Origin of the sequence: Pedobacter sp. Bi27, from assembly GCF_918698255.1 — a bacterium.
In the GTDB taxonomy this organism is placed as follows: domain Bacteria; phylum Bacteroidota; class Bacteroidia; order Sphingobacteriales; family Sphingobacteriaceae; genus Pedobacter.
Map to the genome: position 1 here is coordinate 138,297 of NZ_CAKKMW010000005.1, position 23,701 is coordinate 161,997.

A 23,701-nucleotide genomic window follows, 5' to 3' on the forward strand; every position below is an offset into this window, starting at 1 on the left:
TCATTAGCTTAAAAATATTATGGCCATTACCGAATCTGCACCACAGGATTTGCTTTTACCGAAAAAGAAAAGATTACTTTCTTTAGATGCCTTGCGCGGTTTTGACATGTTCTGGATTATTAGTGGAGAAGGTATTTTCCACGGACTGGCCAACGGTGTAATGAAAGAACATCATTTGATCAGAAATCCCAATGATTGGACCATCGCCAGTAATGGCTATTTATCATTTTTCGAAAGGTTTTTGGTTGGCATCAGCAACCAGCTTCATCACTCCCTTTGGAATGGTTTTACTTTTTACGACCTGATTTTTCCACTTTTCATTTTTATCTCAGGTGTTTCGATGCCATTTTCTTATGAAAAACATTTAAATGCGGGAAATGATAAAAAAAAATCGGCAAAAGGTATTTATTATGCCCTGATCAGAAGAACACTGATTTTAATCTTTCTTGGAATGGTGGTAAACGGCCTGCTCCAATGGGAAGGCTACGAAAATACCCGTTTTGCGAGCGTACTTGGCCGTATAGCCCTATCCACTTTTTTTGCGGCTTTAATTTACCTCAATTTTTCGTTACGCAAACAGCTCATCTGGCTGCTCGGCATTTTATTGGGCTACTATATCATCATGATGGCCATACCTGTTCCTGGTTTCGGAAACGGTGTTTTAACACCCGAAGGTAATCTGGCAGCTTATGTAGACCGCTTATTGTTGCCCGGCAAACTCCATCGTGCAGTTTACGACCCGGAAGGTTTGCTGAGCACTATTCCTGCCATTGCAACGGCACTTTTAGGGGTATTTACTGGAACATTTCTAAACACTAAAAATAACCGTTTCGGTCTGGTTTTAAAAGCTTTCTATTTACTTATAGCAGGTATAATATTGGTTTCGCTCGGATTACTATGGGACCTGCTTTTTCCGGTCAATAAAAATATGTGGACGAGTTCTTTTGTATTGGTTGCCGGTGGATTTAGTCTGGTGCTGTTCTCTGTCTTCTATTACATTATTGATGTTAAAACTTATCAAAAATGGAGCTTGCCCTTCATCTGGATTGGTACAAATTCTATTTTAATTTACGTTTGTGCCCATGGGCTTTTCAATTTCGAATCCACTTCACAGTTTCTCTTTGGCGGAGTTATCGCTAAAATACCTTTAGCCTGGCAACAGGCAGGTTTATGGCTAGGTGTTCTACTCATACAGCTTGGGATATTGAAATTTCTCTATGATAGAAAATGGTTTTTAAAAATTTAAGGCAAAGCCAGTAGGCGCTATATGCTGAGTGATACTAGAAAGATCCTGAAACGAGTTCAGGATGACGAAACGAGCAATATTAAAAACACAAAATTACCCTTGAAGAACAAAGAAGCAATAAAAGAACTTCCATCAAATCCTAGTCCCCATTATACATATGTTGTTAACTAATGTAAAAAATAGAGCGTCAAAATTCAAAAAAGGAATACAGTTTCTGTTCCTTTCGGCCATAGCGATCACTTATACAAATGTTGTTTATGCACAAAAACAGCCTTTAATCCCCTACGTTCAGCCATTTTCGGGTACTTCGGCCAGCACCACATTGGCCAGCCAACATATAGAAGATAAAACCGAACGCCTGGCCAATACCATTCCGGCTGTAGCACCGCCCTTTAGTATGACACAATGGACGCCGCAGACCCAGCTCACCGAAAAAAAATGTCTGGCACCTTATTATTACAACAACAAAAAGTTTTACGGATTTAGGGCAAGCCATTGGATCAGTGGTTCTTGTACCCAAGATTACGGAAGCTTCACCATTATGCCCATTTCAGGCCAACTTAAAACCAATGCAGCTCAATATGCAGAAAATTATGTCCACCAAAACGAAGTTTCTACCCCATCCTATTACAAATTAAAATTACCTCAACATCAGCTGTTAACAGAAATTACAGCTAATCTTAGAAGCGGTGTAATGCGGATCACCGCGCTAAAAACAGATAGCGTTTATGTTTTAGTTACACCCAATAACGATCAGAATAAAGGTTTTATTCAGGTTGATGCAGAAAAAGGTGAAATTTCCGGATATAATCCTGTTCACCGGATTTATCAGGGATGGGGAGAACCTGCTGGCTTTAGTGGTTATTTTTTCATCCGGTTCAAAAAATCCTTTACTTCTGCAGGTGTTTATAGCGAAGGTCATATTTTCAATCAGCAAAACATCAGCAATAAAAAGGATATTGGTGCTTATGTAGGCTTTAAACTGCAAAAAGGAGAACAGTTAGTGATTTATTCCGGCACCTCATTTACAAGTATCGCAGCTGCCAAGGCCAACTTGGAAAGTGAGATCAAAAATGATGATTTTGATACTGTTTTAGCACGCACCAATCAGGCTTGGGAACAATCCCTATCGCAGGTCCGTATTTCAGACACAAATGAAAAAGGAAAGAAAATCTTTTACACGGCCCTCTATCATGCCATGCAACATCCCAGGTTATACAATGATGTAGATGGGAAATATCCGCAGTTTGATGGAAATTATCAGAACAAAACAATAAATAAAGGCAATTATTACGATGATTTTTCCATGTGGGATATTTACCGTGCACAATTACCATTAATTGAACTGTTGAATCCCAACTTAGCTAATAGTCTTGTTAATTCGATGGTATTAAAAGGTCAGCAAGGTGGTTGGATGCCTATTTTTCCTTGCTGGAACAGTTATACGGCCGCCATGATCGGCGATCATGCCACTGCTTTCATCGCTTCCGCATATAATAAAGGGATCCGCAACTATGATATTAATGAAGCTTACCGATTGATGAGGCAAAATGCCTTTCAAATGCCCGATTCTGTCGATTATCTGAATGGAAAAGGCCGACGTGGAATTAACAGTTATTTAAAGTATGGCTATATTCCGTTAGAAGACAGTATTCCCAACGCTTTTCATAAAAAGGAACAGGTAAGTAGAACCTTAGAGTATGCATACGATGATTATGCACTCGCCAGTATCGCGAAAGATTTGGGCAAAGAAACCGATTACCAGGAGCTATCAAAACGATCGCTTAATTACCAACATGTTTTTGATCGCAATGTTGGGATGGTTAGGGGCCGTTTTGCCAACGGTAACTGGTACAAGCCTTTTTATCCTGATCACCGCGAACCTTATATTACAGAAGGAACCCCAAGACAATATACTTTTTATGTTCCTCATGATATGCCAGGACTGATCAAGTTGATGGGTGGGCGTAAAAATCTCGAAAACGAACTGGATTCGCTCTTTAATAAAAAGGAATATTGGCATGGGAATGAACCTGGCCACCAGATTCCATTTTTATACAACTATACTTCTTCTCCATGGAAAACCCAGATGCAGGTATCACGCATCTTGGCAGAAGAGTACGGGGAAGGCGCAGGTGGTTTAAGTGGTAATGACGATGCGGGGCAAATGTCGGCATGGTATGTATTTGCAGCGCTTGGCTTTTATCCGGTAGATCCTGTTTCAGGAAACTATCAACTCACCAGTCCTTTGTTTAAACAGGCTACAATAGCTTTTAAAAATGGCAAAAAATTGGTCATAACAGCCATTAAAAAGAACAAAAATTCTATTTACATCTCTAAAATCAGTTTAAATGGAAAGCCTTTTACCCAAAACCAAATTAAACACCAATTGCTGGTGCAAGGCGGAAAATTAACCTTTTACCTGCAAGATCAACCAGCCATGCTTTAAATGCCTAAAAACCAATCTGCACATAAATAACTTAAATTAATAACTGCATTACCGTTATTTTATAATCATTTAAATATGAACAGTTTATGATGATTTCGCATTTCCTTCCAACTAGGCCGTAGCACTGTATCCCCGTTCTACTTAAATCCGGCCTAATAAATTTTTCGGGTTGCAATGCCCAAGCCGACCTACTAGCTTCGAAAGAAAACGGCGAAGCCCTCATGAATGCAGCTGAAAACTATAATACGAATGAATAAATTTTCAGCCGGTGTTTTTTGTTTTTTCATGGGCTTTTATGTTTTTCAGCGGCATTCAAGCTAGCTCTGCTGGTCTTTTTGACATCAAAAAGAAAGAAGCCTGTCCGGCTAGGACTAATAAAATACCCATTTTACGTCCCTCCCCTCTAAAAGAGGGGATTCAACCCAAGTTAATCTTTAAACAAAATCAAGATCATTAGTATTGCACTTAACACAAGGATAAAAAGTATCATGCTTTTGGGAAAGACACTTTCACGCGCCTCATTCCCGTTTTTATCTGATGTTTTTAAAGTTTTCTTTTCAACCTTCATGGCTAGATTGGTATAGATGGGATTTGACTGCGTTTGAGCCAAAAAGATTAATAGGGGAAAATATCTTTATTCATTGACCGTATCGCTCAAAACATCAATATTAAAACACCTGCCCATCCCGAAAATTGATTCTGGGCAAATGGGAAACCCTTAATCTTGGGAAAAGCATACAGGTATTTTTTCGTGAAAACACAGCTCCACCAAACACTTAACAAACAAACAACAACCTGCTAACCTTGAGGAAACATTGATTGACTAATTTACAAATGCATTCGCCTACCCTAAGTAGAAAACAGGTAAACAAAAAAGTTTCGATAAATAGCAAGCTATGAAACAGCAGGCCAGAACGATCCCAGGAAAACTGGTAGATTTTGATTATAACAGATACAGGTTACCAACATTTGTAATGCAGTTTAAACCCTCCGTTTATCAAGACGGTGATTGTTATTATGCCGTATTATCCTTTGAGGAGGAACACGATCTTTCAGGTCTTGGAACCTCACCTGAAGATGCACTGATTGACTGGAATGATAAAGTATGTGAAATGCTTGCCCTATCGGGCGCTTTACGCACATCTTTAAGTGCCAAAAACAAATAATTGCCACAAAAACAGGCCATTTTAATCTTCGCCAAAATTTATATTGATGAGCTGTGATATAGCTTACCGGCCCGGTATTTGATGAGGGCTAATATGATCAGCTGAATTTTCCCGATAACTGTTACTTGAAATCAAGAGACAATGCAATTAATCTGGAACAACGAAAATTTGAAAAGTTTGGTCTTTTAATTACTTTTATCTTATCTGAAAAGCTAAACTAAAGAATCATGGCCGGTGCGCAGGAAAACAACAAATGGGACTCCTATAACGGTGCTTCCCCACTTATTGCCCTATACAATAGCTTTCACCCCCTAACTGTTGAAATGGAGGCACTCATCGATAGCCACACCTTTCCCGTGAGTTTCCGTAAGAACAGATATATTATCTCTCCGATAGATCGTAATAGATATCTTTACCTGATTTTAAAGGGAGTAGTAAGGGGGTTCTATAAGGACTCGGGAACAGAGATCACTTCCTGGATCTGTCAGGAAAATGAAATTGTAGGGACCATTCGCAATCTATGGACTGAAGAAGAATCAGACGAATACCTCCAGGCAATAGAGGATGTAGAGCTGATTGCCATACCTCATGAACTCACGACTATGCTTTATAAAAATTTTGCAGAGGCAAACATTATTGGCAGAAAGATTATGGAGCTTCATTATAGAGGAGCGAATGACAGGGGCTTTCTCTGTCAGATTCCCTCAGCTACGGGCCGCTATAAACACCTACTCCAGGCCTTCCCCTGGATGATTAACCGTGTGCCGCTCCGGTATGTTGCTTCATTCCTTGGCCTAAGACTGGAAACGTTAAGCAGGATCCGATCAGTAGAAAACAAAAGAATATAAAACCATAGTCTGCGTTATTTTTAATTTTATTGTTTAAAATCTTGCTGAAGGCTTGAAAATATTAAAGGCTGCTGATGCATTTGATAAATCAGCAAAAATAGGCCATGAAATAAATACAGCATCTATTTTATTCAAAAAAAGGGGATTTCCGCCCAATCAGTCTTAATCGACCCGTTAATTTGTCATTTATACACCTAATTCCCTCCATAAAAGATTTTGATATTTGTTATAATCACTAATATCAAACCAATATGAAACATACAAAGAAAGTAGATGAGTTTATCGCTAAACTTGAACACCCACTTAAAGCAGAACTTGAAGCAGTAAGATCTATTATTGTCAATGCAAACCCTAAAATAGAAGAAGACATAAAGTGGGGAGGCCCTAGTTTTCTTTACAAAGAAGACCTGGCTACTTTCAATCCAAGGATCAAAAACTATGTAGCCCTTATCTTTCACAAAGGAGCGCTGATCAATGTAAAATCAGACTTTCTTGAAGAGGCAACTAAGGGAAAGGTTTATGCAAAATTTTATTCTATGGATCAGGTAACAGCAAACAAGGAACTCATTGAAAAAATGGTTAATGCCTGGGTTGAACTGATGGACAAATAAATTCGCTTTGTCCTCAAAAGTATTCTTGGCAGAACAATTTCGAAGCATTTCTTGCATAATTCTAGGTCCTTGGCGAGTTTACTGCCTCTTGAACAACAATAAAGAAATACTGATTTCAAGTCTAATTTTTTAATTTATGGCTCATGCTGCTTTTGTTTATAGCTCATTTTGTGGCTGTATTGAGCTACATTCTTTATTAAAATGAGCTTCATCTTGTGACGCATCGATGTTCGCTTCATTTCTTTTGGATAATCTTAAAACCGCTAAAAGATGTATCACCGGAGGCATCACCATAAGTAGCATGATAAACACCAACCTGTAAGCCACTATTTCCCAAATCATCCCTTTTTACCGGGCTGCCAGGAAGATCTACCCAAGCCTTTCCATCATTGCTACCGCGCATAAAAAATGTATTTCCTAGCCGTTGTACCTGCAGATGCCTGTAAAAAGTCCATCCAGAGAGGTTGTTCGTCTGCCTTCTGCCACCATTCCCAAGGTCGGTAACAATATTTCCAACGCCCCAGCCTGGCATAATGCCGTTTTGTAAAAGCATTCTTCCATTTGTTGGAGCTTTAACCATTATACCTGCCTCATTTGCACCATAGGCTTTCTTCTCCTTGAGCCCCAGCATATCTGAAAGCATTACCTCGGCGATAAAATCACCCTCCACATTGTTGTAGGCGAAAGGCCCTATTGCCTCCGATCCATCCCAAAATGTATTGTGCGAAACCATCTTTAGGATACCCGATTGTTGTATAACGGTATCTGCATTTCCCAATAAACCATCCCATGAAGTTCCTGACAGGCCGTCTTTCATTGCCGGAACAGACCGGGCCGCCCCACGCTGTTTTCTGATCACAAATTGTGAAGAATCTGTTCTAACAGCAAAGGGAAGCGATGTTTGGGTAACATTTCCAAAATTATCCCTGATTTTCACCGTATAATGATAACTGCTTTGCGGAAGGACCGAAAAATCCATATAATCTGATGACCGTAACAATTTCGCATTCCCATTATCTTTATCATTTTTAAAAAGATATTCGAGGTCACTGCCTGGCAGTTTAGGTTTATCTGCAACCATATAAACCATATTTGGTGTAACTGCCGATGGTTTTAAGGCAAATGATGCTTTTAAGCTGTCTGTTCCCAAGGTTTGTTCCCAAAAATTAAATTCTTTTAAGCAAGCACTATGATCAAGACCATAATTGTATATTGAAATTGATGATATTGCTGTTGTGGCACCTGGTCTTCCACCAGAAGATTCAATCAAAATACGCTCGTCTCTTTGATTATTAGGTACCAGTGCATAACTCGCTGGTTTACCATTAATAAATACCTGGAACTTGCCCTGAGAAAAAGAACAGATTAACTGTTGCCATTTGCCATTACCCACTATCCTCACGGCTTTATTTCCTTTACCAAAAAACAGATCTGTTTTTGAGCCAACAGCAGGCAAAAGAGAAAAAACAGCACTAAATGGTTTTGAAAAATCGACTTCTTTTGTAATGCGATCTCCCATGAGGACTTTACTGCCATTTGCCAATACAGCAGCTGTTTTCCCACTAATATCGGCAACTTGCACATTTCCTTTGCATGTCAGTTCTCCCAAAGCTGCCCCATTGTTGGGCCAGTTTGCTAAATCCCCATATTCAAGGTTTTTTGCAGCTGCGTACAGAACCGTATGGTTAGTTATGCCTTTTGTATAAGCCGCTTTAATCGCTGTATCGGTTAATGGAACATCATAAATTTTCAAAGCGGCCAGCGCTCCAGAAAATCCTGAAGTTCCATCATCATTTCCGCCTACAAGAAACCTGGTAAGATTATTTACGAAAAGCATCCTTCTTTCTGCCCTATCCAATTTTCCATCAACATATATTCGCTCCATTGTCCCATCAAAAACCATGGTTATCATATGCCACTCATTTGCTTTGGGTAAATTCCTGTATCCTAAATCTGCCCAGCCAAGATGGGTGGAAGCGCCCGCACCTTTACTATTCCCATAACCTACTGCGGCATTGCTTAAATCAACACCACCTCTCCCTGTCCATGAAATGATGGTTTCTTCTTTATTAATCTCTGGGTTCAGCACCCACATACTCACGCTATAACTGCTGTTCCCCAGCATAGATGAAGGCGCACGAACGGATGATGACAGGCGCTCGGTGCCAGAGAAAACCAAAGCTTTCTTTCCACCTATCATTGAAGTAACCGGCTTATTTGTTCCGTTAGCAGAAAACACACCAGCTAATTTTCCATTATTTTGGACATGGGCTGCTATTGATCCTATACGAAGGTGATCAAAGTTCAGATCAACCAACAGTCCCTTCGGCTCAAAACGTTGCAAAGATTTCCATTTTTTGACGCTGGTATTCATCACTGGATTATATTCAGCATTGTCGAAAACCTTAATGTTCCATATCGCCTTATTTAAGCCCGGATATTCTGTCCGTAAAATTGTTGTACGCAGATATCTGGCCTTAACGTTTCCAAAATCGATCATCGGACTTCCATGTTGGGTGTTTTTACGCTTATCAATGTAGAGTCGCCATGTTTTGCCATTGAGCGAATATTCGATTTTGTATTGATAGTACCAGGTAGCATATTCAAATTGAGTATGTACACTTTTAACATCATAAGCCCGGCCTAAATCAATCTGGATCCACGAGGGACCGATATTGTTTTTGGCTTTCCATAAAGTTCCGTTATTATCATCGAATGCAAATTCTGGTTTAAAATCCTGATCATAAGCTGAAGAGGCCACTGCGGCTTTGCCCAGCGCCAGATTTGGATGAGGATTCGCATTTTTTGCCAAATAGCCGATTCCTGAATGTGTAGGTACCAGCTTCAGTATATTTCCTTTCTCATCGAAGATCATTTTATCTGCTGCTACCTGCCTGTGATAGCCACCGTCGTTGTGTGGGTTATTATGCCGGTGATAAATTAGGTAAAAGTCGTCTCCCTGCTGCAGAACAGACTGGTGCCCTGGTCCGTGCACCGTTCCATCGCCGTTTGTGGCGAGGATAGGATTATCTGGGCCATACTTAAAAGGTCCCATCGGATTGCTTGCAGTGGCATATTGTACCCTGTAGGTTCCATCTTCGCAATATCCGGATGAATAGGTAAGATAATAAACACCCTTTCTTTTAAATACAAATGGAGCCTCGAAAAAGTCTTTTGCATCGGTATTCGGGATCTGCGCAAGTTTTGAAAACGACTTCATGTCGGCATTCAATAAGCCAACGCCACAACCATGGCCCGGATAAATGCCCCAGGTACCCCAATACATATAGTACTTACCGTCGTCATCTTTAAAAGTCTGCCCATCAAGGGTGATCACTTTGGGTACCATAAAATTTGAAACTATTGGTTTTCCAGGTGCCAAAAGGGATGTCCATGGACCAACTGGTGTTGCTGAAGATGCACCGAATATTTCAACGGGCTGACAGTAGTATAGATAATATTTTCCATCAGGGCCTTGTGTTGCATCTGGCGCCCAGTAATGATGGGTTGTTGGCCAGTTCATATCCTGCATGGTCCAGTTCACAAAATCTTTTGAAGTCCATACCTGCGATGGGCCGAACCCACCCCCATTGCCATCGGTTGTTGCATAAATATAATACGTATCTCCAAATTTTTTAACCGTTGGATCTGCAAAATAACCTGGTATAACAGGATTGCCCTGTCCCTTCGTCAAATGCTGAGATTGCCCCATTGCAGGATGAAAAGCGGTATATAGGAGAAAAAAAACGAAGAGGTTCAGATAAGTGTTTTTCATAATTATTGTTGATATCCCGACCTATAAAAACCAGAGTTGATGGATCGGGATGTAAATATAAATGAAGCGTAACCTAGATTTCCGTTGTATATTAATGCATAACATTAGTATTTTAACCAAGCACCCCAATCTTTGTTGTACTGCGGGGTACTTGTTAAAATCTAGTAGCTATCAGATAAAAAAGAAGCATAAAAACACAGGGCTTCTTCATAGTTTTATCGATGAATTTTAAGGGTTGTTTTTATTCAATATTCTTTAAATTCATTTGCACTTAGTAAAAGATCCGGGCATAAAATATCTTTGATATAACCAGATCTAAGAAGGAGTTTATTGATAAAATGATTTAAACATGAAAATATACAAAGTATTCTTGCGTACCATCCTGTTCCCCACTATTTTAGCCATGGGTATCACTTCTGCCAATGCACAAAATGGAGACCAGATATTAGACGGGATCGGTGAAACGGGAATGAGTGCGCGTTATATCTTTAATGGAGATGCCAAAGATTGGTCACGAAATAATTTTCATGCCAAATTTCAGGGCGACGGAGTCAAATTTATCAACGACAGCCGATTTGGAAAGGTTTTATCGCTCTCTGGGGATAACAATTCCTTTGTCACAATTCCAGGAGAAGTATTAACAGATATAGAATCGCTCAGCATATCAGGATGGATATACCTCCGTTCGAAGCAGCCCGGCCAGCGGTTTTTTGATTTCGGGAAGGACGTAACCAAACATTTTTCTGCAGCACCTATTGGAACAAATGCTGAGGAAGGTTTCCAGACATCGATCACGGCAAAGGAGAACAATAAAAACACAGCGGTTGCTCCTGCTTTAGAACTGAATAAATGGATCTATATTACCATTGTGATAGATATTCCATCAAAATCTATGGTGACTTATGTGAACAGCAAGCCTGTGGCCGAAGTTAAGCATATCGCCCTGGAGTTAACAACGGTATTCGATCAGCAATCAGGGGCAAAAAACCTGTTGTATATCGGAAAATCGTTAGTACCTGGAGATCCTTATCTGAATGCCATGATACATGATTTCCGTATTTACCGGGTTCCGTTAAGTGCGGGGCAGATTGCCGGAATTTATCGCAATGCTCAAAGAGGCACCCAAGAAAGTGCGGTAAATGTAGGTAAGCGTGAAGATGATCTCCCAAAGTTTTCTTCTGGCACTCCACAGCTTTACAATACTTATTTAGCCCATGTATCAGATATTCAGGTGGAAACAGAAGTAGGAAATTTACCACGATTACCCAGTTATGTACCGGGTACCTACAAAAATAAGATGAAAGGTCCAAAAGTGCGTGTGTTGTGGCCTTCTCCAACTGATAATAGCACGGTCTTGAAACCTGGAAGTTACACCGTTACCGGGCGTGTTGCGGGAACGTCTTTTCAACCTAAAGCATTTGTAACCGTAAAAGCGCTTAAAAAATCAGCTGCGCCAACTTTAAAGCTTGAGCCGTTTGCTTTAAACAGGGTTTCTCTACAAACGGATGTTCATGGCCATGCAACCAAATTTATCGAAAACCGTGATAAATTTATCAAAACATTAGCTAAAACCGACCCTAACTCCTTCCTATACATGTTCCGCCAGGCTTTTGGCCAGAAACAACCCGAAGGAGCAAAACCTTTGGGGGTATGGGACAGTGAGGATACCAAATTAAGGGGGCATGCCACAGGCCACTACCTTTCGGCAATTGCCCAGGCCTATGCCAGCACTGGATATGACAAGGCACTGCAGGCCAATTTCTCAAAAAAAATGGAGTATATGATCAATACACTCTATGAACTATCCCAATTATCAGGTAACCCTAAAAATTCAGCTTCCACCTCGGTATCTGATCCAAGCGCTGTACCGCATGGCCCCGGTAAATCAGATTATGATTCTGACCTTAGTGCATCGGGCATTCGTACCGATTATTGGAACTGGGGAAAAGGATTCATCAGCGCCTATCCTCCCGATCAGTTTATCATGTTGGAAAACGGAGCGAAGTATGGAGGACAGAAAAACCAGGTTTGGGCCCCGTATTATACCTTGCATAAAATTTTGGCTGGCTTGATAGACGTATATGAGGTAAGTGGCAATAAAAAATCACTTAAAATAGCTACCGACATGAGTGATTGGGTATATACCCGCTTAAGCAAGCTGCCTCAGGAAACGCTTATCAGGATGTGGAATACCTACATTGCTGGCGAGTACGGGGGCATGAATGATGTAACGGCCCGTTTATACCAGACTACAAATGATCCGAAATACCTAAAAACAGCACAATTATTTGATAATATAAAGGTTTTCTTTGGCGATACAGTACATTCGCATGGGCTGGCCAAAAACGTAGATATTTTCCGTGGACTGCATGCCAATCAGCACATACCCCAAATTGTAGGGAGTATCGAAATGTACCGGGTATCCAATAAACCTGAATATTACAGTATAGCGGATAACTTTTGGCACAAAATGGTAGACGATTACATGTACAGTATCGGAGGCGTTGCAGGTGCCCGTAACCCTGCCAATGCGGAGTGTTTTATTGCGCAGCCAGCTACTTTGTACGAAAACGGCTTCTCTGAAGGAGGTCAGAATGAAACCTGTGCCACCTATAATATGCTAAAACTGACTGGAGACCTATTTCTCTTCGATCAGCGGGCAGAACTGATGGATTATTATGAGCGTGGCTTATACAATCATATCCTGGCATCTGTTGCACAGAACAGTCCTGCCAATACCTATCATGTACCACTCAGACCAGGATCTGTTAAACAATTTGGCAATGCAGATATGACGGGTTTTACCTGCTGTAACGGCACTGCAATAGAGAGCAGCACCAAATTACAAAATTCAATCTACTTTAAAAGTAAAGATAACCAGGCGCTTTATGTGAACCTGTACATTCCCTCAACACTAACATGGACAGAACGCCAGATTAGGGTAGAACAAACAACAAATTTTCCAAAAGAAGACCACACCCGTTTGACCATTAAGGGCAACGGAAAATTTGACCTCAATGTGCGTGTGCCAGGCTGGGCAACAAAAGGATTCTTTGTAAAGATCAACGGGAAAGAACAAAAGTTTCAGGCTGAGCCAGGCAGTTACCTAAAGATAAGCCGTACCTGGAAAAATGGCGATATTGTAGATTTAAAGATGCCATTCCAATTCCACCTGGATCCGGTTATGGATCAGCAGAACATTGCCAGTTTATTTTACGGACCGGTATTGTTGGCAGCGCAGGAACCAGAAGCCAGAAAAGATTGGCGCAAAGTAACCTTAGATGCCAAAGATATCGGCAAATCAATCAAGGGTGATCCACAATCTTTACAGTTCACTATTGATGATGTGGTTTTCAAACCATTTTACGAAACATACGGGCGTCATTCTGTTTACCTGGATGTTACACTAAAATAGGCAATGTTGCACTAATAGCTGAGGATGGCCCACAAGTCAAGAGCAGAATAACTTAACGCTTATCATGTTATAAAATTCCAGTATAGGAATTTTGTTTGTGCTGGAGTATTGATTTATAAAAATTCAATCTCTTCTATGGTTTTGATCATTTATCGCTACCCGATCATTATCTCATTTTCATATCTTTTGGATAGAAAAGAGAAGCGGCTGTGTTCTTTTTGAAGAAACAGCCGCTCACAAAACAAGCAAAATTCTTACTTACTTGCCTTTTCAGTTAATTCTTTAACGTTTTTAACCAGAAGACTAAATTCTTCTTTATCATATAATCTGGTCAAAAATCTGATGTAACCATCCCTGTCGATCACTACGTTACGCGTTACGCCAGCTTTTTTATCAGCAAATTTCTGGAAGATTTTAGCACCAGGATCTAGGGCCAATGGATAAGTGATATTCATGTCTTTGTGAAATTTCTGTACCACATCTAATGGTTCATCCCGATCAACACCAATCAATACCACATCTTTATTTTTATTGGCCTGCCAGATGTCCTTTTCTAAATAAGGCATTTCTTCTCTGCATACTTTACACCACGAAGCGGTGAACTGTAGGATGACAATTTTTCCTTTTAATTCTTTTAATGTGGTTTTCTTGCCATCATGGAGAACAAGTTCAAAATCATCAGGGGCTTTATCCCCTACTTTTACCAGATAGCCTCTGCTATCGGCATTGGGGTTTTCGAATTTTGGCTGTTGCGCAAATCCACTAAGTGTAAGCAAAACTGCGGCTAAGGTTAATAGTTTAATTTTCATAATAATGATAAGTTTAAAGGGTAATAATGTTGTCTAAATTATTTTTCAGCAGCTTTCCAGCCTTCATCAGGAGCAGTGGCTACTTCGCCATATTTTCCTTTTTCGCCGAAGTAAGCGTTGCCACCAAAAGTATAAACGGGTTGTTTTACCAGATCGAGCTGGAGTTGCGGCAAGGGATATTCAGTTGGCGTACCGCCTACAAGTAAATTATTCCTGCGCATAAACGTAAATGGCAGAAATGCCCCACCAGCGCCATCTATTTCAATGGCGTATTCGTAATGCAATTGTTTTCTCAAATCAGCCTGGGTTGCTGCAACATCAGGAAGCGTTCCTATGGCTTTTCTTGCAGCTGCTGGATCATTTAGTATCGCAGCTGCGCCAGCATAATCCTTCAGCCAAAATTTGGCTTCAGCCTTTAGTAACCTGATCTCCTCGGCTAGGAAATAAGGATTAACCGCACCAGGCGAGTTTAGCGTATTGGCTGTATTATACCATCTTCTTCGGTACCAATTGGTAAAAAGCCCACGCCCACGCGATTCGATAAATATTCCAAAACTTGTGGTGTATCCAAAATAACTATCGAAACGTTTATCATTGCTGCTAATGTTGGGTAATATTCCGGTTAAAGGGTAAAATTTAGGGGTGTTTCCTGTTTTATCGGCCAAATAGGCGATTTTAAGATCTGGTGGTAACCAACCAGAACCATCTGAATTGCGCTGTAACAAATTGGTCAATAACTGATTGTAATAGCCCCCTGTTACCGTAGTGATCACAAAATCGGTAGTAAACCCTTTTTCAGCGTAGGCCAATACTTTATTCCACTGTGCATCGCCAATTTTTTCTGCTTCGGTTTTATCACGGGCCTCGGATGATAAAATCCTTGCAGCCATTGAATTGGCCAGTTTAATGAAGTCGGCTTTACTGAATGTTTTTCCGCTGAGGAAATCGAATTTAAACTGTGCATTCGCTTCAGCCAGCGTTATAGATTTATCAATCAGCTTGATTCCATTGGCAATTAAGGCCTTGTAAGAATCAGGAAAATCTTTCGTGCTCAAGTTCACGTCATCCACAATAATACCACGGTCGAAAATAACACCAAGATAGCCTTGGGCTACTCCTTTGGCATAATAGGCCGCAATAAGGCAATCCTGCGTTCTATCGGCCCCCTGTGTATCGTAAATCTTTTTACCCTGCTTTTCAATAATATCCAATGCCAGCGTGGCATCTAAATTGGCTTGATAAAAGTTATTGTAAAATGTATTCCAGGTAACTGCGCCACGGTAAGATGTATTGTTATTGAGACGTAGACGCGGTTCGTTTGCAAAATCCCACCAGGAAGAATTTCCGTTGGTATTGGTCGTCTGATCGGCCAAAAGACTAAAATGTGTGCCCGATGCACTTGTTGAAGTGCTAAAGACGGTTTGAACGCTACTTGTTGTGAGCTTAAGTCCGAGATCTTTTATCTGATCGATGGCTTCCTGATTCGTCAGCGTTGTTGGATTATCAAAATCTGTTTTTTTGCAGGCGCTAAGGCTTAAGGCAATAAGTGATATGTAGAATATATTTTTCATTTCTGTTCGTTAAAAGTTTAGCGTAAGTTTTGCGCTGTAAATGCGGTAGGTTGGATAATCGTAAAAATCCTGATTGCCCTCTGGCGTTACCCCGGTAAAGGATGTCCAGGTATATAGGTTACGGCCAACTAAGGCAAGTCTGGCATTACTTAATACCCGGTGTATCCCAATAGCTTTTAGCGGCAATTTGTAGCTTAACGAAACTTCTCTTAATGATACGTAGCTGCTGTTCTGCAACCAGTAATCGGTGGTTTGCTGGGCATTAAAAACCGCTGTAGTAAAGGCAAGTGGCAAACCTGCCTGCGCCGCCTGATCAGAAAATGGGGAACGGTATTGATAAGTAAGATACTGCTGGGTTTCGTTATATTTCTGACCTCCTTTTTTCCAATCCAGCACCGCATATAGCGATAAAGGGCCAATATTGAAGGTATTAGAAAAACCGACAATAAAATCGGGCTGTGCATCTCCAATAATTTTCGAATTACCAGTAGCTGCATTTTGGTACAACAAAGGTGTTTCAGCTGCCATACCTTGCTGGCTTTTCAAAACCACAAAGCCCAATTGGTTAACAGCAAAATCGCTCAGCTTGTAAATTCCACCTGCTGCATTGGTAACAAGCCCCTGTGCATTGGTTTCCAATTGATCGAGACCAGTGAGCACACTATAACCATAAAAGGCAAAAGGGCTTACTCCAGGTGCTTTTCTAAAATCGCCATCGGTAAACTCTGGTACATCACCCAACGAGGTAATTTTACTTCTAATTCTGCTAAAGGTAATTCCGGTATTCCAGGTAAAGGCATTTTTGGTAATCACGTTGCCGTTAATTTCGAGCTCGAGCGAGTTCGATTTTACTGCACCCAAATTCCCATAAATTCTTGCCGAACCTGTAGTTGGAGGAAAAGCCGGCACCAGGATAAAATCGTTTATACTTTTCGAAAACGCATAATTGGCCTGAACATTAATACGTTTAAACAACTGCGCATCAATACCAAATTCGAGTTCAGAGGTAATAGCCCTTTTCAGATCTGTATTTTCACGTTGATTATAACTTACGCCGCCAGAACTGGATAAGGAAACCTGACTATCCTTAGCACCAAACGGAGGCAAACTTCCGGCCTTACCATAAGCTGCCCTCAATTTTAATTCGTTAATGATACCCAACTTCACATCTTCTGTTAACCGATATGCGGTAGATACCCTTGGAAAAAACGCTGTTCCAACATCAGCACCAAATCGCGAACTGTTATCCAAGCGGCCAAGCACATCAACAAAAATCTTTTCTTTCCAAGCGGCTTTTAGGTTTAAAAAGTAACCGTAGTTAACTGTTTGTTCCCAGGTAGAGCCAATACTTCTGCTATCAGCTGAGGCCGCAGCTAAACTTTTAACAGGTGCACTCAGGTTATAGCCAGAACCAGATAATGAAGTAATCCTGTTCTCTTCGTATACGGCTTTTAGCGTTGCCCCGAAGTCGAAATCGTTAAATTTATTGTTATAGTTTAACTGGGCCTGTCCGTTTTTGGAAGTGGTTTTTGATGTCTGTTCGCCATAATAACCATTGTTACGGGTAATGTCGGCAGAAATCGTCTGAAAGCCAATCGGATAGTAATCCGTTTCATTGTAATTTTCATTCTGTATGGAAGTATATACCTCCGCATTCAACTTATCGGTAAACTGGTATTTCACTTTTATACCGGCAAGTAAGTTATCGCTGTTATTTTCATATTCACGGTAGCTTAACTGATAAAAAGGATTGTTTACATTGAAGTTCTGTATATCAAAACCATAGGGTTTAAAAGCATATTTCCCTGAAGCATCGCGTTCCTGAAGATTGATAAAAGGTTCGTATAGTGAGGTGGCATATAACAAGGAGCCGCTACCACTTGATGATATCGAAGAAGAAGGCGTTTTGTTGTTAAAGTATTGCAGGCTTAGGTTAATCTCTAAGTTTTTATCCGGTTTATAACCAAAATTAAACAAGGCCGTTTGTCTTTTATCAGCACCCACAGGTTCTGCAACTCCGCCTTTATATTGATTTTGAAAAGATGCGTACAAAGTATATTTATCGCCTGCAGTTGATGCCGAAACAAAGTTTGTAAAATATGGATTGTTGTTTAACATGTTAGCCACATTATCGTATACATTTGGATATGGGTGAAGGTTAAGGGAATAACCGTTTGCTTGTACATCGATGGTCCTGGCGTTGCCGTTAAGCACGAATGAACCATCGGAATTAACCTTAAAATGATGAAACTGGGAAGTTGGCGGCGTATTTTGTACATTGCTTAACCCAAATTCATTATCGACAATAATATTCACCTTCCCGGTACCTTTTCCTTTTTTGGTGAGCACCTGGATAATTCCACCCTCACCCCTGGTGCCATAAAGCGCCGAAGCTGCTGCGCCTTTAACCACTTCAATAGATTCTATATCCTGCGGATTTAAGTCAGACAGGTTTAATGCAGTTACAAACCCATCCACCACCAAAAGCGGCGCAATATTGCCAGATACCGATTTAGCGCCACGCAGATAAACCGTTGCCCCCGAATTACCAGAAGATTGGCTGATCTGGATCCCTGCAACCTTTCCTCTTAAAGTTTGAGAGGCATCTGTTGCCGGAACGGTATTAATCTGATCGTTATTCACTTTTGTTAGGGCAAAGGTCAGTTTTTTACGGCTGGTGCCTTCTGCAACGCCAGTAACCACCACATCAGCTAAGAGATGTACATCTTCTTTCAATTCCACATTAATTTCCGATCGGTTATTGATGGCTACAACCTGTTCTAAATAGCCCTGAAAATGGATGATGATACTATCAGCTTTTTGAGATAAGTTTAAATTAAATTCTCCTTTACCGTTGGTACTGGTGCCAATTTTGGTGCCTTTTAACTTTATGGTGGCACCTATAAGTGCTTGCTTATCTTTACTGTCGGTAATCTTACCGCGAATGGTATTTTGAGCAAAAGCCTGCAAACTGCTAAGCAAAACAAAGCAGACGATTAAATGGGTAAAAAAAAGTTTCATGTTTAGGGGTTATAATTAAGGATGATTGGTTTGGTTGAGAAATTGAGTGAGTTTTAAGATTGAAGTTGTTAACACGAGAATTTGTTCCTGTACTTCTTTTGCATGGTACTGCTCAATGGCTTCTCTCACACCGGGAAGGGTTTTAACGCCATAGCCAGTGTACAGACCAGGGGCATAAATGCTATGCCTATACCACGGGCGCCCAGGTAAACCTGCTTGTAGAAGCAATTGTTTTTCAGCCTGAAAAAGTAAGGTATTCAGTTGATCAGTTTTAGTATCCGAAGCGAGTGCAGCGGTTACGGTCTGACTAAGTTTTGATGATGCAGTTTTTAAACTATCTACTGCTAAGTTCAGTGCTTTAAAATCAAATTCAGGTAATTCAACCTGTACAGGAGGATTTTTCAAGTTTTCTTTGGGATCGTTGGCGAGCTGATAAGCACCACTTGAAATGAGCTTATTCTGGCTTTGGGCACCTTCTCTAAGCTGCTTTGCCAAAGCGTTTACTTCTGTAACATAAATCGCTATTTTAGCCTGAAGATTAGAAAAATCAAATGGAAGTACATCTGCGTTGGCCAAGCGTAATACCGCCCGTCCGGCTGTTTGCGATAAGGCCAATCCGTAGTCAAAACCAGGATCTTTAAACTTCACAAAATTGTCGTAAGTATCGAAATTGGTATGGTACTCTCCTCCATCATCCTCACCGCCAAAACCAAGGCTTAAAGTAGGTATGCCCAGGTGCTGCAAAAACGCTGAATAATCTGATCCTGTACCGAGCGCCCCCAGATCGAGTGTTTGGCTATCCTGTATTTTCTTACGTTCGGTAAGCGAGGCTGTAGAAATGGCTTTATTGGCTTTCCAGCGTTCAAAAACATTAGAACCAACCTGAGGGTCTTTTACCTCTTTCGAAATTTCTGAAACAAAATTTTCCAAGGCATGGGAACCGCCAGCTTCCAAAAAGCCACGGCCATTGCCATCCGAATTGATGTAGGCAACTGCTTTACTGTTTAACTCGTCAGCATGGTCTTCTACCCATTCTGTTGAACCTAAAAGCGATTGTTCTTCTCCATCCCAGGCAATATAAACAAGTGTTCGTTTAGGTTTTATACCTGCCTTTGCCAATTTCCCGATAGATTTTGCTTCTTCCAAAAGGGAGGCCAATCCACTTACCGGATCTGCAGCGCCATTTACCCAGGCATCGTGGTGATTGCCGCGTATAATCCACTGATTTTTAAATTTACTTCCCTCAAGTTTTGCTACAACATTGTAAGCTGGCACAATATCCCAGTTAAAAGCCAGTTTTAAACGGACCACGGTACTTCCATCGCCAATGTGATAGGTAACGGGTAAGCCACCGCTCCAATCGGTAGGTACCACCTGACCTTTAAGTGCTGCAAGCAATGGCAAAGCATCGTGATAGCTGATGGGCTGAACCGGAATTTTAAGAATCGTTTTGGCGTCTGCCCGCTCCAACCTTTTGGCATTCTTGGTAGAACCGATTCCGGGTGTTAATGGATCACCGGGATAAATTACCATATCCATTACCGATCCTCGTTGAACAGCAAATTCTGGCTTATAAGCGCCTTGCGGATATACATCTCCTTTCACAAAGCCATCATCTTTTGGATCCGAATAAATGATACAGCCCACCGCACCATGTTCGTAGGCTATTTTAGGTTTAGTGCCCCGCCACGATCTGCCATATTTTGCGATAACAATCTTGCCTTTTACGCTGATACCTAAACGCTCCAACTTTTCATAATCAGCCGGTAGACCGTAATTTACAAAAACAAGACCTGCACTAACATCGCCATCGGCACTCCAGGCATTGTAAGGAGGCAATTGCCCTTGCTGTGCGGTTGCTAAATCTTCGTGAATAGCCTTTTCTTCGAGCGAGGCACTGTATTTGTTGCTCCCTAAAAGTTCTACCGAACGGGTTTTAGGCGTTGGAAATAAAACATAATAAGTCTCTATTTTTGCATCCCAGCCATAACTTTTAAACTTTTTCAGTACAGATTCTGCTACTGTTTTACTGCCTTTAGCACCCAAGTGGTGGGGATCGGCAGAAAGTTCTTTTATAGTAGCCCCTATATTTTCTTTATTAAGCCCGGCATCAAATTTCTGCTCAATCTCACGCTGTATCGGAATATTCTGGGTTTTAAATCCATTCAGCCTATTTTGCGCGAATAAAGGAAGCCAGAGCAATTGAATAGCCGTAAAAAGTGTAAAAGTTTTCTTCATTTTCTGATTTTTTTAGGAGTTCTTTTACCAGAAAAACTTTGAGCGACCTCAAAATCAATTAGCATGCGGATGCATAACCAACTTATCTTCTCCACCTTTGGGCAGAAAGGAATTAGCACCTTTTACAAGTGTATAGGTTGCTCAGACGTCATAGGGCCCTTCCCTCAGTCTTTCTGGATAAGTATTATATAATGATGCAAACCTAAAAATAATAATCTAGTATTCCTATAGGAATTATATTATTTATTTAACTTATGCTTGACAAGCTTTTAAACTGAATACTTTTGGGTTTTTCGATCATGCTGAAGAGGATTATGCAAGCTAAACCGCAGATTTTACCACTTCTTACTGGAAGATCAGTATCTGCCGGATGACCAAGAACCTTTATCCTAAAATGATTTATAAACATAGATACATTTCTATATATCAATATTAAAATTTACCTTTGCCAAGGCTTGCCCCCTTGTTAATTCGGAGCAAAGCAAGAAAATGGATAACAAAAAGATAGAAAAGATATCCCGGGCACTAAGTGATACCAACAGAATCGCTATTTTACAGGAATTTAAAAAAAAGAAAGATTGCCTCTATTGTGCAGAAGTAAATGATCTTTTAGACCTGACACAACCTTCCGTATCCCACCATTTAAAGCAGCTGGTTGATGCAGACCTGCTGGTGCCTCAAAAAGAAGGACGGAATTTCAAATACCTGCTGAACGAGACAGTGCTCAATGAGTACATCGCCTGCCTAAATTCGTTAAAGGATTAAGGGCGCTTACATATGAAATTAGAAACAAATCACCAATACACATCGAAATATTTGAATATATGAATAAGTCTATATATATACTGGCATTAGGTGCCTTTGGCATTATCACTACCGAATTTGGCGTTATTGGTATCTTGCCAACGATCAGCAGGGAGTTTGGCGTCTCTGTGGATATGGCCGGGTGGTTATTAAGTGCCTTTGCTATAACGGTTGCCATATCGTCTCCATTTATAACTGCCCTTACTTCTAAAATCAATCGCAAGTTCTTATTATGCCTTGTTTTGGGTGTTTTTATACTCTCAAACCTGCTTTCAGCTTTTTCCCCTAACTTTACCATTTTGATGATCGCGAGGATTTTGCCTGCCTTCTTCCACCCGCTGTTCTGGAATATCTCGCTAGCAGTAGCGTTCAAACAAGGCGGGGCCAAAGCAGTGTCGGTCGTCATGACTGGCCTTAGCATCGCTACGGTTTTGGGTGTACCCTTAACTACCTATGCTGCTGATTACTTTCATAACTGGCAGGCATCATTTTTCTTAACCAGTATTATCAGTTTAATTGCCTTTTTAGGCCTGCTCTTTGTTGTGCCATCTATGCCGGGCAACAGCGAAAAATCTGCTGAAAGCCAGTTGCATGTTTTAAAGGATACCAGGCTTTGGCTTAACCTTGTTTCTACCATACTTACACTTGCGGCCATGTTCTCGAGTTATAGCTACCTTGCCGCGTACCTTGAAAATATTTCGAATATGAACGGCGCTCAAATTAGCATTATGCTGCTCCTATTTGGTGGAATGGGGATTCTTGGCAACTGGTTAATGGGTATTGCACTCGGTAAAAATGTAATATTAACCAGCCGGTTCTTTTTTATTCTTTTGATAGCTGTGCAAATATTGGCTTATTATTTTGGAACAATTTTTATCCCTATGGTAATTATTGTTTCCTTATGGGGCATGATCCACACAGGCGGATTTTTGGTACCCAACATTCGAACCACCCAATCCATTCCCCATAATGCATTGGAATTTGTAAACAGTCTTTTAACATCTTGCTATAATATCGGCATATCACTGGGCGCATTCTTAGGCGGCATTGTAATCGCAAAGTTTGGTGTCCACGAAATAATCTGGATGGCAGTACCTCTTCTGTTATTGGCTTACTTATTGAGTTTTGTAAAATCAAGAAAGAAAGTATTGGTTAATTAATAATTTATCAGTCTCAAAATACCAATCTAGAATACACGCGCAGCGGATGTGGACTCTGGATTTTGATATTGACAGTAACGCGTTACTACAACTTATCTGAGAAATACCAACTCTGATATGGATTTACTGCGCTTTTTGAGCCGGCCCTTTAGGTAGACTACGCAACGCCAGTTGCTGCTAATTACACGGCCTACTTTGCCCGAGAATGCGCCAATGCGCCATTTGAATACGTTGCCATAATTTTTGTTTTTTATTGAGAAAATGTTTGTTCAAAAAGGATTTCTGTTTATACCGGTATGTTTAAATCCATGCCCAAACCTAGTGGCTTAGCAGCATTGGCGCCTCATTTTGGACTAAAATGAGCTAAATTGAGCTCATTAGCACCGTTATTGAGCTAAAATGAACCGTTAAAGTTGTGGCGACGGTGCAAAAGCCCGGGCATTGTGGCGGTCCAATATCATTAAGTTAAACCATCCGACACGAAAAATAATTTAACCACAGATAGAAAGGATGCACACAGATATAAAAATCTGTGTTTATCTGTGCGCATCTGTGGTTAAAATTCTTACTTAATTACATTGGCTGGCG

The 23,701-nt window shown here is 40.7% G+C and carries 13 protein-coding genes and 1 riboswitch; of the genes, 8 read left to right on the forward strand and 5 right to left on the reverse strand.

All coding sequences use genetic code 11. The annotated features are described in order from the left end of the window. The first annotated feature begins 19 nt into the window (after positions 1-19). The 5 genes from LQ227_RS17725 to LQ227_RS17745 all read left to right on the forward strand — a co-directional run bounded on the left by LQ227_RS17725 (position 20) and on the right by LQ227_RS17745 (position 6,320). Positions 20-1,246 carry an acyltransferase family protein gene (locus LQ227_RS17725; protein ID WP_230150201.1) on the forward strand — a complete coding sequence of 409 codons (1,227 nt, stop codon included), beginning with the start codon at positions 20-22 and terminating at the stop codon, positions 1,244-1,246. A gap of 157 nt (positions 1,247-1,403) precedes the next feature. After that, the gene (locus LQ227_RS17730) at positions 1,404-3,695 is read left to right on the forward strand and encodes a GH92 family glycosyl hydrolase (RefSeq protein WP_230150203.1); all 2,292 of its coding nucleotides are present in this window, start codon (positions 1,404-1,406) and stop codon (positions 3,693-3,695) included. A gap of 896 nt (positions 3,696-4,591) precedes the next feature. Next, positions 4,592-4,861, forward strand: a complete 270-nt coding sequence (locus LQ227_RS17735; protein ID WP_230140190.1) for a hypothetical protein — start codon at positions 4,592-4,594, stop codon at positions 4,859-4,861. Positions 4,862-5,088: 227 nt separating this feature from the next. Then, positions 5,089-5,709, forward strand: coding sequence for a Crp/Fnr family transcriptional regulator (locus tag LQ227_RS17740; RefSeq protein ID WP_230140188.1), 621 nt, complete (start codon positions 5,089-5,091; stop codon positions 5,707-5,709). Between the two features lie 251 nt (positions 5,710-5,960). Then, entirely contained in the window at positions 5,961-6,320 is a 360-nt protein-coding gene (locus tag LQ227_RS17745) for a DUF1801 domain-containing protein (protein ID WP_230150208.1), read from the forward strand. A 235-nt stretch (positions 6,321-6,555) separates the two neighbouring features. Here LQ227_RS17745 and LQ227_RS17750 read toward each other — a convergent pair whose 3' ends face one another. Continuing rightward, positions 6,556-10,095: a family 43 glycosylhydrolase gene (locus LQ227_RS17750; RefSeq protein WP_230150209.1), complete on the reverse strand. Its 3,540-nt coding sequence runs from the start codon at positions 10,093-10,095 to the stop codon at positions 6,556-6,558. Positions 10,096-10,444: 349 nt separating this feature from the next. Here LQ227_RS17750 and LQ227_RS17755 point away from each other — a divergent pair, with 349 nt between their 5' ends. Further along, positions 10,445-13,510: a beta-L-arabinofuranosidase domain-containing protein gene (locus tag LQ227_RS17755; RefSeq protein WP_230150211.1), complete on the forward strand. Its 3,066-nt coding sequence runs from the start codon at positions 10,445-10,447 to the stop codon at positions 13,508-13,510. Between the two features lie 254 nt (positions 13,511-13,764). On the opposite strand, the gene LQ227_RS17760 is transcribed toward LQ227_RS17755, so the two are convergent. Genes LQ227_RS17760 through LQ227_RS17775 form a run of 4 tightly spaced genes read right to left on the reverse strand, consistent with a single transcriptional unit; the run spans position 13,765 to position 21,149 of the window. Then, positions 13,765-14,319, reverse strand: coding sequence for a TlpA disulfide reductase family protein (locus tag LQ227_RS17760; RefSeq protein ID WP_230140181.1), 555 nt, complete (start codon positions 14,317-14,319; stop codon positions 13,765-13,767). A gap of 38 nt (positions 14,320-14,357) precedes the next feature. Next, entirely contained in the window at positions 14,358-15,890 is a 1,533-nt protein-coding gene (locus LQ227_RS17765; protein ID WP_230150213.1) for a hypothetical protein, read from the reverse strand. 9 nt (positions 15,891-15,899) lie between these two features. Beyond that, on the reverse strand, positions 15,900-18,911 hold the full coding sequence (locus LQ227_RS17770) for a SusC/RagA family TonB-linked outer membrane protein (protein ID WP_230150215.1): 3,012 nt from the start codon (positions 18,909-18,911) through the stop codon (positions 15,900-15,902). 15 nt (positions 18,912-18,926) lie between these two features. Further along, positions 18,927-21,149, reverse strand: a complete 2,223-nt coding sequence (locus tag LQ227_RS17775) for a transferrin receptor-like dimerization domain-containing protein (RefSeq protein ID WP_230150217.1) — start codon at positions 21,147-21,149, stop codon at positions 18,927-18,929. A 79-nt stretch (positions 21,150-21,228) separates the two neighbouring features. Beyond that, a riboswitch (SAM riboswitch) is annotated at positions 21,229-21,333 on the reverse strand. A gap of 305 nt (positions 21,334-21,638) precedes the next feature. Between LQ227_RS17775 and LQ227_RS17780 the strand changes: the two genes are divergently transcribed. Together LQ227_RS17780 and LQ227_RS17785 are read left to right on the forward strand one after the other, a co-directional pair. After that, entirely contained in the window at positions 21,639-21,914 is a 276-nt protein-coding gene (locus tag LQ227_RS17780) for a helix-turn-helix transcriptional regulator (protein ID WP_215127848.1), read from the forward strand. A gap of 59 nt (positions 21,915-21,973) precedes the next feature. Beyond that, the gene (locus tag LQ227_RS17785) at positions 21,974-23,113 is read left to right on the forward strand and encodes an MFS transporter (RefSeq protein WP_230150219.1); all 1,140 of its coding nucleotides are present in this window, start codon (positions 21,974-21,976) and stop codon (positions 23,111-23,113) included. Positions 23,114-23,701 lie beyond the last annotated feature (588 nt).